The sequence below is a fragment of the uncultured Sphingomonas sp. genome (genome assembly GCF_946477935.1).
GTDB lineage: Bacteria > Pseudomonadota > Alphaproteobacteria > Sphingomonadales > Sphingomonadaceae > Sphingomonas.
Genome location: NZ_CAMLAC010000114.1, coordinates 1 through 11,223, shown reverse-complemented (window position 1 = coordinate 11,223; position 11,223 = coordinate 1). Strand labels below are relative to the sequence as shown.

Annotated in this window: 10 protein-coding genes; 2 read left to right on the top strand and 8 right to left on the bottom strand. The window is 66.1% G+C overall.

The genetic code is table 11. From position 1 onward, the window contains the following. Positions 1–172: 172 nt before the first annotated feature. Positions 173–601: a hypothetical protein gene (locus Q0U08_RS12565; RefSeq protein ID WP_298091733.1), complete on the top strand. Its 429-nt coding sequence runs from the start codon at positions 173–175 to the stop codon at positions 599–601. Positions 602–780: 179 nt separating this feature from the next. Here Q0U08_RS12565 and rplL read toward each other — a convergent pair whose 3' ends face one another. From rplL to Q0U08_RS12550, 3 genes are all read right to left on the bottom strand, one after another. Beyond that, positions 781–1,155, bottom strand: coding sequence for a 50S ribosomal protein L7/L12 (gene rplL, locus Q0U08_RS12560; protein ID WP_298091732.1), 375 nt, complete (start codon positions 1,153–1,155; stop codon positions 781–783). A 72-nt stretch (positions 1,156–1,227) separates the two neighbouring features. Next, positions 1,228–1,749, bottom strand: a complete 522-nt coding sequence (rplJ, locus tag Q0U08_RS12555) for a 50S ribosomal protein L10 (protein WP_298091731.1) — start codon at positions 1,747–1,749, stop codon at positions 1,228–1,230. Positions 1,750–2,320: 571 nt separating this feature from the next. Continuing rightward, entirely contained in the window at positions 2,321–3,670 is a 1,350-nt protein-coding gene (locus Q0U08_RS12550) for a mannanase (protein WP_298091730.1), read from the bottom strand. 222 nt (positions 3,671–3,892) lie between these two features. On the opposite strand from Q0U08_RS12550, the gene Q0U08_RS12545 reads away from it, so the two are divergent. Further along, positions 3,893–6,382 (top strand): alkaline phosphatase PhoX, encoded by a 2,490-nt coding sequence (locus Q0U08_RS12545; RefSeq protein WP_298091729.1) that lies wholly within the window; start codon positions 3,893–3,895, stop codon positions 6,380–6,382. 101 nt (positions 6,383–6,483) lie between these two features. On the opposite strand, the gene Q0U08_RS12540 is transcribed toward Q0U08_RS12545, so the two are convergent. The 5 genes from Q0U08_RS12540 to rplK all read right to left on the bottom strand — a co-directional run bounded on the left by Q0U08_RS12540 (position 6,484) and on the right by rplK (position 11,086). Then, positions 6,484–8,838, bottom strand: a complete 2,355-nt coding sequence (locus Q0U08_RS12540; protein ID WP_298091735.1) for a TonB-dependent receptor — start codon at positions 8,836–8,838, stop codon at positions 6,484–6,486. Between the two features lie 152 nt (positions 8,839–8,990). Further along, on the bottom strand, positions 8,991–9,536 hold the full coding sequence (locus Q0U08_RS12535; RefSeq protein ID WP_298091734.1) for a septal ring lytic transglycosylase RlpA family protein: 546 nt from the start codon (positions 9,534–9,536) through the stop codon (positions 8,991–8,993). Positions 9,537–9,601: 65 nt separating this feature from the next. Further along, complete coding sequence (locus Q0U08_RS12530; protein WP_298091728.1) at positions 9,602–9,883, bottom strand: hypothetical protein; 282 nt, start codon at positions 9,881–9,883, stop codon at positions 9,602–9,604. Between the two features lie 74 nt (positions 9,884–9,957). After that, positions 9,958–10,650: a 50S ribosomal protein L1 gene (gene rplA / locus Q0U08_RS12525; protein ID WP_298091727.1), complete on the bottom strand. Its 693-nt coding sequence runs from the start codon at positions 10,648–10,650 to the stop codon at positions 9,958–9,960. Between the two features lie 4 nt (positions 10,651–10,654). Beyond that, positions 10,655–11,086 carry a 50S ribosomal protein L11 gene (rplK, locus tag Q0U08_RS12520; RefSeq protein ID WP_298091726.1) on the bottom strand — a complete coding sequence of 144 codons (432 nt, stop codon included), beginning with the start codon at positions 11,084–11,086 and terminating at the stop codon, positions 10,655–10,657. Positions 11,087–11,223: the final 137 nt, after the last annotated feature.

Genomic DNA, 11,223 nt, shown 5'->3' with positions numbered 1-11,223 from the left:
GGTGGAGCCGGCGCCGGTTGCGGAGCCGCTTCCCCCGGCCCCGGTGCCGCCAAAGCCCGTGTCTCCGCCGCCGGCTCCACCTGCGCCGGTTCCTCCCCTGGCCCCCACGGCGCCGCCAATCCCGGCAGCGCCGATCACCATCGCTGTTCGCCCCCAGCGAGTCGGGCTCAACATGCTCAGTGCGACCGCGGAGGCGGAGGTGACGCTGACCAACAGTGGTGCGGTGACGCTGGAGCGCGTCGTGCTCGATGCGCGGCTGATGAGCGCGCATCAGGGGCTGGATGCCGAGTTGGCCGCGCTGTCGCCGCTGCCGCGGCCGGCGGTGCCGCCCTTCGCGCTGGCGCCGGGCGAGAGCCGCACCGTCCGCACGGTGACCGCGCTTGCCCGTGATGCGATCCACGTCATCACCGCGGCCGATCGGCCCATGTTCGTGCCCGTGCTGGCGATCGCGGCGCGGGCAGGGGGCGGGGTCGCCCGCCAGACGTTCGCTCTTGGTATCGAGCGTGCCGACTCGGCCAAGCTGTCGCCGATCTGGCTGGATGGGCAGAACCGGATGTACGATCAGGTCGGCGTGCGGCCGCACCGCGGGGCGGCAGGGTAGGCTGCCGGTTCATCCCGGTAGGCGGTAACAGAAAAAGGGCGGCATCCCCATCGGGGAGCCGCCCTTTTTCCTGGATCAAGCCGTCATGGGGGTGAATCCCATGACGTCGGACGGGCCTTGGCCCGCTGTCCGGCCTTGTGGTGGTGCTGGCAGCGTGCTGCCTGCACCACCCCTGCGGCTTACTTGAGCTCGACGGTCGCGCCGGCTTCCTCGAGCTGCTTCTTGATCTTCTCGGCTTCGTCCTTGGCGATGCCTTCCTTGATCGGCTTCGGCGCGCCTTCGACGAGCGCCTTGGCTTCGGTCAGGCCGAGACCGGTGATCGCGCGGACCTCCTTGATGACGTTGATCTTCTTGCCACCGTCGCCGGTGAGGATCACGTCGAACTCGGTCTTCTCTTCAGCGGCCGGAGCTGCTGCGCCGCCACCGGCGGCCGGGGCTGCAACCGCTGCTGCGGCCGAAACGCCCCACTTCTCTTCGAGCAGCTTCGAGAGCTCGGCGGCCTCGAGAACGGTCAGCTCGCTCAGCTGGTCAACCAGCGCGTTCAGGTCTGCCATGTGTATTCTCCAATATGGGCCGGGATGAAGGTCCGGCCCGATAGTGTCAGTTCAGTCGGTTTCGCCCAAAGATCAGGCGGCTTCCTTGTCCTTGTCGGCATAAGCCGCGAGGACGCGGGCGATCTGCGCCGCGGGAGCCTGGGTGATGGTCGCCAGCTTCGTGGCGGGTGCCACGATGAGGCCAACGATCTTCGCCCGGAGCTCGTCCAGCGAGGGCAGCGTCGCCAGCGCCTGCACGCCTGCAACGTCGAGGACGTTCGCGCCCATCGATCCGCCGACGATCTCGAACTTGTCGGTCGTCTTGGCGAACTCCGCAGCCACCTTTGCAGCGGCCACGGGGTCGATCGAGGAGGCAATGCCGACGGGACCCGTCAGCATGTCCGAGACACCGGCATAGTCGGTGCCCTGGAGCGCGATCTTGGCAAGCCGGTTCTTCGAGACCTTGTAGACGGCGCCGGCTTCGCGCATCTTCGTCCGCAGAGCCGTCGACTGGGCGACGGTCATGCCGAGGTTGCGGGTGACGATCACCACGCCGACCTCGTTGAAGGTACGGTTCAGTTCGGCGACGGCCTGGGTCTTTTGATCACGATCCATGCCATTCTCCACATTCTGGAAGCGCCGCAAGCGGCCCTTCCGGTTACAAACCGGACGGTGAAACACCCTCCGGGGTGTCCAGCGATGGGGGCATGGGAACCGACGCGGATGAAACCGCGGCAGACCGGCGGGCGCGAATGGCCGAGCCGGTGAAATCCTAGTCCCCGTCTCGGCAGGAGATTAAGCCGGGCATATTCCCGACACCTGCTGTCTTGGACGGAACCCGACGCGAACGCCGGGTGCGTGGGGGCGCTTATACGAATCGGTGGATAAGTCAATCGGGCGGGGTGGGTGGAAGAAGAAGGTTTGTTCGCGCGGAGGCGCGGAGGCGCGGAGGAGTTGCGTTCCGGGGGCTGCTGCGCGTCCTATCAACCTGAGGATTGATTCACGCGAAGACGCGAAGGCGCGAAGATTGGGTTTGAGCCGAAGGCTCCCTCGTTCCCCGGCTGCGTCTTGTCTTCCGGTCGACAGGTCGCGCTTTGGGCGCGGCAGGCGCAACCTCTCCGCGCCTCCGCGCCTCCGCGCGAACAAATCTTCTTAACCCTTCGCGTCTTCGCGTCTTCCGGTAAACTCAGATTTTCGCCATCGCCGCTGCGTGCGCGCGGATGATCGCGAGCGTCGAGGCATCGGTGTCGAACACGCCGTACCAGCCCTGCGGTTCATGGGGCGGGTCACCCATGTAGGACAGGTCGCCCCGCTGGAACCGGTAGTCGGGATGCGCCGCGCGCGCCTCGCCGTTCCAGGCCCAGAAGTTCGAGCCGGCAAGCGGGCCGCCAGCCTTCGCATCCGCCTCGATCGCAGCGAAGATCTGGCGGTAGAAGCGGTCCTTGTAGGTCGTCGGCACCCCGGGATCATGGGCGTCGGCGCCGTCGCGCGGATAACCGAACTCCTCGATCACCAGCGGTTTGCCGAGTGCGTGGGCGATGCGGACGTGCGCGGCGATATAGTCGGCCACCCTGGCTGCGCCCGCATCATAGGTGCCCGCCAGATTGCCCGCGTCCATCCAGCTCCAGTTGTTCGGCCAGATATGAGTGGTGAGATAGTCGATCGCCGGCGAGCGATGCGCTTCCATCACGATGGTCTCGCGCTCCATCGAGCCCTTGAGCCCTTCCGAGCCGGTGCACACCAGTTGCCGCGGCGCCAGCCCCTTGATGTAGCGGGCGGTGCCGTCGATCCAGCGGTAGAAATTGGGCAGGTTGGGGATCGCCACGGCCTCCGACCCGCCAGGGCGCGGTTCGTTAGCGAGCTGCCATGCCATGATCGTCGGATCGGCGGCGTAAGGCGTGCCCGTCACGCTGTTCGTCCGGCCGACGACCGCGCGGATATAGTCGCGGTACAGGGTCTGCGCCTGTTCATTGCCGTAGAAGGCGGCGTTCCGGTTCGGAAATTCCGGCCAGGGATGCGCCGGATCGTTCATGTCGATATAGTTGCCGCCGTTGACCCAGTAGAGATAGGTCATCATGCCGCCCGACCATTCCCAGAAGTTGGTCAGATAGACCACGGCGGTCATGTCGCGCTTGGCCATTTCGGCCAGCGTCCAGTCCAGCCCCTTGAGCAGATCCTCGTTGTAATTGGCGCTGCGATCGCGAAAGCCGGGCGTCACCGAGTTCTTCAGTGGCGACAATTCGCCCGAGCCGGCGATGCGCAGGTTGCGGATGCCCAGCGCCTGCAACCGGTCCAGCTCCCGGGTCAGCCGCGCCCGGTCGCCATAGGACGTCGCGGCGCCCAGCCACGGCGCGTACCAGAGATTGGCACCAGCATAGCGATAGGGCCGGCCTTCGCGCATGAAGTGCAGCCCCTCGACCGTGACGAAGCGGTCGCCCGCGCTGCCGCGGCCGCGTCCGACACCGCCTGCGCAGCCCGCCACCAGCGCTGCGCCGCCCGCCACCAGCGCACGCCGGCTGATCATCTGCTTCTGCATCCTCAATCCCCTTGTTCGCTCATCGCGGCTTCGAGCCTTCGCTAAGGGCAACCGGTTGATGCGTAAAGAGAGCGCTCCCACCGACCGCTGCGGCGCTGTCATCGTCACGTCATGCGGGTGTCATCGGGGCGACGCCGAAGTGCAGCCGTGCTGCCTTTTTGCCACGCCAAAGGAACGCGGCACGTCGCGGGCATAAGCGCGGCATTTCCCGGGGGATTTTCCATGACCGATCCGATGCAGCCCGTCGCCTATGATGACGGCGATATCGATACCAACCCGACCGCCAATCCGCATCTGAACGACATCATCGCCACCCGCCTGTCGCGCCGCGCGACCTTGCGCCACGGCGTGTCCGCGATGACGGCGGCGTTCTTTGGCGGCGCGCTACTGGCGGGTTGCGATGAAGAGGATAACGAAGCCGTCACCGCCACGGCGTCTGGACCGAATACCGTCACCGGCGGCCGGATGGTGATGTTGACCGGTGCGGTGACCAGCGGGACGCTGTCGAACGCCGCGTGGATCCAGACCAGCGGGCCGGCCGTCGCGCTGACCAATGCCAATTCGCTGAACGCCAGCTTCCGTGCGCCCGCGGTCGCCGCCGCGACGCAGCTCGGCTTTCGCCTCGAGACCACCAGCGGCGACGGAGTGACGACCAACACCGCCGTCACGGTGACGGTGAACCCGATCGCGCTGGACTTCACCGCCGTACCCAAGAGCCTGGCGGATGTCGTCGCGGTGCCCGCGGGCTATAATGTCACCGTGCTGTACCGGCTGGGTGATCCGCTGGCCGCCAACGTGCCGGCCTATGCCAATAACGGTACCGACACGAACTTCGCACAGCGCGCGGGCGATCATCATGACGGCATGAGCTATTTCGGCCTGGCCGCCACCGGAACCGCACCTAGCGCCAGCAACAGCACGCGCGGTTTGCTGGTGATGAACCATGAGAACATCACCGAAAGCTATCTCCATCCCAACGGCCCCACGGGCCTGACCGCCGGCAGCATCCGACCCACCGCCGAGGTGCTGAAGGAGATGGAATGCCACGGCGTCAGCGTCGTGGAGGTCACGCGTACCAACAACACCTGGTCCTATGTGCAGGCGAGCGGCCTCAACCGCCGCATCACGCCGTTCACGCCGACCAGCTTCTCCGGCCCGGTGGCGGGCAATGCGCTGCTGTTCACCGCCTTCTCGCCGAACGGCACGGCGGGTCGCGGCACGATCAACAACTGCGCCAACGGCACGATGCCGTGGATGACCTATTGCACGGCAGAGGAAAACTGGGCCGGTTACTTCCGGCGCGACGCCGACGACAATGCCCGGCGGGCGGCGGCGCTGGGGGCCAAGTCGGTCACCGCGTTCAACCGCTACGGCCTGGGCATCCGCATCGGCAATTACAACTGGACCAGCGCAGCGGCGCCGGCAGAGGGCGACACGCGTATCGCCAAGTTCAACGCGACGGTGGACGCCAGCAAGGCCGCCAACGGCACCGGTGATTACCGCAACGAGCCCAATCAATATGGCTGGATCGTCGAGATCGACCCGTTCGATCCGAACTCAACGCCGCGCAAGCGCACCGCGCTTGGCCGCATGAACCATGAAGGCGTCTGCCCCGGCCGGATGATCGCCGGCGTAAAGCCCGCCTTCTACATGGGCGACGATGCGCAGGGCGAATATATCTACAAGTTCGTGTCGAACACCGCCTGGGCTGCGGCCGACGCGAACGCGGCGAACCGGCTGGCCGTGGGCGACAAATATCTCGACGCTGGCACGCTCTACGTCGCGCGGTTCAACGCGGACGGCTCGGGGCAGTGGTTGCCGCTGGTGTTCGGTCAGGGTGTACTGACGCAGACCGGCTATCCCACCTACGCCTTTGCCGATCAGGCCGATGTGCTGACGCATTGCCGTCTGGCCGCCGACGCGGTGGGGGCGACGCGGATGGACCGTCCGGAATGGACCGCAGTCAATCCCGCGACCGGCGAGATGTACTGCACGCTGACCAACAACTCGTCGCGTCGTCCGACCGGTTCGAACGCCGTCGATGCGCCAAACCCGCGTGCCTATGTCGATACCAGGACGACGGGTGGCAGCAGCACCGGCAACGTCAACGGCCACGTCATTCGCCTGCGCGAGACCAACGACTCGACGGAGGCGACCGGCTTCACCTGGGACGTCTATGCCTTCGGGGCCGAGGCTGGGGCGGATGCGGCGAATATCAACCTGTCGGGGCTGGATGCGACAAACGACTTCTCGTCGCCGGACGGCCTGTGGTTCAGCGAGCCGACCAACGCCGCCGGTCAGGCCACGCCGGTGATGTGGATCCAGACCGATGACGGCGCCTATACCGACGTCACCAACTGCATGATGCTGGCGGCGATCCCGGGCCGTGTCGGCGACGGTGCGACGAAGTCGGTGACCAGCACGGTGGCCGGCGCCAGCGCCACGGTGCAGGCGCATGTCGGCAAGGCGCCGGGCGCTTCGCTCAAGCGCTTCCTGGTGGGGCCGAAGGGCTGCGAGATCACCGGCATCACCTCGTCGCCCGACGGCACCTCGCTGTTCGTGAACATCCAGCATCCGGGTGAGGGCGGTGGCCCGAACGACATCACCAGCAACTGGCCCGCGAACCAGACCGGCACGGCCGCGGCCGGGGTGCGCCCGCGTTCGGCGACGATCGTCATCACCAAGACGGACGGCGGCATCGTCGGTATCTGATCGGAACCTTCCCTCCCCCCGGCAGGGGAGAGGGCATCAAAACAAAGAGCCCGCCTCCTTATCGGAAGCGGGCCCTTCTTTTTGATCAGTCGGTCAGCCGATCAGCGGAACTTGCCGCTTAGCGTCACGCCAATGATCCGCGGTTCGTTGAACACTGCGGCCATGTAGTTCTCGATCACGCCCTTGAGGTTCTTCTCATTGGTGATGTTGCGGGCGAAGACGGCAATCTGCCAATCGTCGTTCGGCGCGGCATAACCGACCTGCAGGCCACCTTCGAAGTTGCCGTTGGCGTTGAATTCCTTCGTCTTGTACAGGACGAAGTTGGTAAACCCCTGGATATTCCAGTCGGTCGAGATGAAGACCTTGCTGTCGTCAGCCAGCGGCACGTCATAGCGTGCGGCGAGATTGACGTTGTACTCCGGGGCATTGGGCAGCGGATTGCCGTCGATCTGTGCCAGCACGGCGGGCGCGCCGAAGATGGTGCGGGTGATCGTCGGGTCCTGCACGGTGCACACCACCTGACCGTTCAGCGCGCAGACCTGCGCATAGACGCGGCTGTCGCGGATTTCGGAATGGAGCAGGCTGACACCTGCGGACAGCGCCAGGTTGCGCACCGGCAACCACTGCGCATCGGCCTCCAGCCCGTACGCCACCGCCTTGTCCGCATTGAACAGCACGCCGTTGCCGTCGGCATCGTTGCCGTTCAACTGGATGTCGCTGACCCGGTAGGCAAAGGCCGACGCGTTCAGGCGCAGCGTGTTGCCGAACAGGTTGCTCTTGAAGCCTGTCTCGAACGACAGGTTCTTTTCCGAGTCCGCGGTGGTGAAGTCGGAATTGAACACCGCCGAGCGGCCCTGGATCGTCGGCCCGCGGAAGCCGCGTGCGGCGCGGACATAGACCGACAGGTCCGGGTTCACCTGATACAGCGCCGATAGATCCCAGCTCGGCTGCGTATCCGACAGGCTGACATCAGTGCGGCCGCGATAGACGACGCCGCCATCGGGGCGGCCCGGTGCCTTGACCAGCCGCGTGCGCTTGCTGTCCTCGCTGATGCGGCCACCCGCGGTGATCGTCAGGTCGGGCACCAGTTCATAGCTGACTTGGCCGAACACGCCCCACGAGGTGTTGGTGTTGCGCAGACGCACCCAATTGTCCGGATTGTTGGTGTTGGGATTGCCCGGCTGCAGCGGATTATAGGCGGGCAGCAACAGGAAGCGGCGCTGATAGAAGTCGGTGGTGTCGCGGCTGTCGAAATAGATGCCGCCGACCTGCCAGCGGAACGGACCGGTGCCGTTGGAGGCGAGGCGCACCTCCTGCGTCCACTGATCCAGATCGCGAACCCGGCCCAGGCTCAGGCCATAGCCGTTGGCAACCCCGTTAACCGGGAAGTTCGCGGCCGCACCGCCATCGGTGTCGCCCGCGCTAAAGCCGCTGGTCCGTTCATAGGCGGTGATCGAGGTCAGCGATGCCGCCCCCATATCCCAGTTCGCGCGCAGCGAGGCGCCTTGCGTTTCATAGGACTGCGGATTGTCGCGGCCTTCATCGAGCGCGATGCGGTTGCGGGGTTCGGCGGATACGTCGTTCGATCCGCGGCGCAGTGCGGCGCGGTGGAAGACGGTCGAGGTGCCGTCGTACCAGCGGGCGTGGCCGGACAGGTCGAAGGACAGGCGGTCGGTGGGGGTGAAGGCGAGTTGCAGGCGCACGTCGCGTTCGGTGAAGCCGCCCATCGCGTCCTTGCGGGGGGTGGGGGTGCCGTCGAGGCTGGGGCCGGTGTAGGTGTTGTCGATCCAGTCGTCGCGGTGCTGTATCAGCGCGGAGGCGCGGAAGGCGAGCACGTCCCTGATGATCGGGCCGCCGACGCCCGCGTCGAGGTGGACGGTGTTGTACGAGCCGATCGAGGCGGTCGCGCGGCTCTGAAAACTCTGGGTCGGCTTGATCGTATCGATCTTGATGATACCGGCGGTCGTGTTGCGGCCGAACAGCGACCCTTGCGGACCGCGCAGCACCTCGACCTGGGCCACGTCGAACGCCGGGTTCGACTTCAGCACGACATGTTCCAGCACGACATCGTCCTGGATCACCGACACGGGCTGCGATGCGCCCAGGTAGAAGTCGATATTGCCGAGGCCACGGATATAGAAGCGGGGGAAGATACGGCCCGTCGTCGTCTCGGCATACAGGCCGGGCACGCGGCCGGACAGCGCCAGGATGTCGTCGCCACCGGTCTGGAAGCTGCGCAGATCGGCGCCACCGACCACCGCGACCGATACCGGTACGCGGTTCAGGCTTTCCGAACGCCGTTCGGCGGTGACGGTGATCTCCTCCAGGCCCTCGGCCGCAGGCTGGGTGTCGGCTGCGCTGGTGGCGGTGTCTGCGGTCTGGGCGGTGGCCGGTACGATCGCCAGCACACCCAGCGCCGAACCCAGCAGGGCGGCGCGCTTGATCCACGGTGTCATGTTGGTTGCAATTCCCACGCTCGAGCCCGCCTTTCCGGCGAAGCCTCTTTGATATCCCGGTAATCCGGGCCGCTAGAACTGCATTATGGCGCTTGCGTGACAGAGGTGATGCCGATGGGCAACACCGTCTTCAAATGCGGTAGAGATGACGATCAACGACCCGCGGCAGCGTCCAATGCCGCGGGCGTGCCAGCCAGTTGCGCGCGCCACGCGGCAAGCGATGCGGGCGGCGCATCAGGGCGCAGCGGCGCCGCCCGTCCCTTGCGCAGTTTGGCGCGATCACGTTCGGATGGATCGACGCGGCGGACGCGGACGGGGGCGATACCGCGTCCCTCGATACCCAATTGCCGCGCCGCCCCGCGCGTCAGGTCGATGATCCGCCCGCGGACGAAAGGGCCGCGATCGTTGATGCGCACCAGGATGGTGCGGCCGGTATCCAGCGCGGTCACCTCGACATAGCTGGGCAGCGGCAGGGTCGTATGGGCGCCGGCAATCGCCTTGACGCGAAATCGCTCGCCGTTGGCGGTTTGGTTTCCCGACTCGTTGCCGTACCAGCCGGCAAGGCCGAGCATATCGTAATCGGGCTCGGCCGCAGGCGTGTAGGTGATGCCACGCACGGTATAGGGGCGGCCGATCTTGACCGGGTGGTCCACCGCGGGGCGGTAATGCGTCGTGCTGCACGCCGCGGCGGTAACCAGTAGAGGGAGGACGGACAGGCTTTTGGGCAAAGGCAAATGGACGGCTCCTGGAGGCGAGCCGGGTCTTAACGCCGCGTCGGACGTGCGCCTAGCGTAGGTGCCGCTGCGCTGGCTTGACGACCCCTGATCCTCCCGTCGCCGTTCGCGGCGGTTTCGGGCTTGGTGCAGACACGCTTGAGCGGCTGGCAAGCGATGCCGGGGGTGGAGCAGACCTGCTTGCCATGCACGATCGTGCAGGCGCGGCAGATTTGCCGGGTATCGGTGCAGATGGGCGCGGTACCCAGCAGCGCGAGGGTCAGCAGGATCATGGGCGCCAGCGTCTGCCCTTGCCCGGTGCGCGTCAACAACAAAAAGCGCCTGTGCGGAGGGTGTCCCCGCACAGGCGCCTTCGTGTCGGTATGGATGAACCGAAAGGAGCGCTTTACGCGCCTGCGATCTCGGCTACGTCCACCTTGATGCCTGCGCCCATCGTGGACGACACGGCGACCTTGCGGACATACTTGCCCTTGGCGCCCGACGGCTTGGCCTTGATGACCGCATCGACCAGCGCGTCGAAGTTCGCGCGCAGATCCTCGGCCGGGAAGCTCGCCTTGCCGATGCCCGAGTGGATGATGCCGGCCTTTTCGACGCGGTATTCCACCTGGCCGCTCTTGGCTGCCTTGACGGCGTCGGCGACGTTCATCGTCACGGTGCCCAGCTTCGGGTTCGGCATCAGGCCCTTGGGGCCCAGCACCTTGCCGAGACGGCCGACGATGCCCATCATGTCCGGGGTCGCGATGCAGCGATCGAAGTCGATCGTGCCGCCCTGGATGGTCTCCATCAGGTCTTCGGCACCGACGACGTCGGCACCAGCCGCCTTGGCTTCCTCGGCCTTGGCGCCGCGGGCGAACACGCCGACGCGCACGGTCTTGCCGGTACCCTTGGGCAGATTGACGACGCCGCGGACCATCTGGTCGGCGTGACGCGGATCGACACCCAGGTTCAGCGCGATCTCGATCGTCTCGTCGAACTTCGAGGTCGCACCCGACTTGGCGAGGTTGATCGCCTCGTCAATGGCGTGCAGCTTCTCGCGGTCGACCGTGATCGCCTTCTGCTTCTTGCTCAGCTTGGCCATGCTATCAGCCCTCCACCACTTCGAGGCCCATCGCGCGGGCGGAGCCTTCGATGATCTTGGTCGCAGCCTCGATGTCGTTGGCGTTCAGGTCCTTCATCTTGGTCTGGGCGATCTCGGCGAGCTTGGAGCGCGCGATCTTGCCCGCGGACACCTTGCCCGGCTCCTTCGAGCCCGACTTCAGGTTGGCGGCCTTCTTGATGAGGTAGGTGGCAGGCGCCGTCTTCGTCTCGAACGAGAACGAACGGTCCGCATAGACGGTGATGACGGTGGGCAGCGGCGTGCCCTTCTCGACTTCACCGGTCTGCGCGTTGAACGCCTTGCAGAATTCCATGATGTTCACGCCGCGCTGACCCAGCGCCGGGCCGATCGGCGGCGAGGGGTTTGCGGAGCCCGCAGGCACCTGCAGCTTGATATAGCCGGTAATCTTTTTTGCCATGTCACTCTCGTTTCGAGTCTAGCGGTACTGGCGGGCGAGGGGCATGGCCCCGCACCCTCCCGCGGATTTCCGTCGCTGTCGCTTGGGAAGGCGCGCGCATAGCGCAGGGGCGGGGGAAACGCAACGTCGGTGTGGGG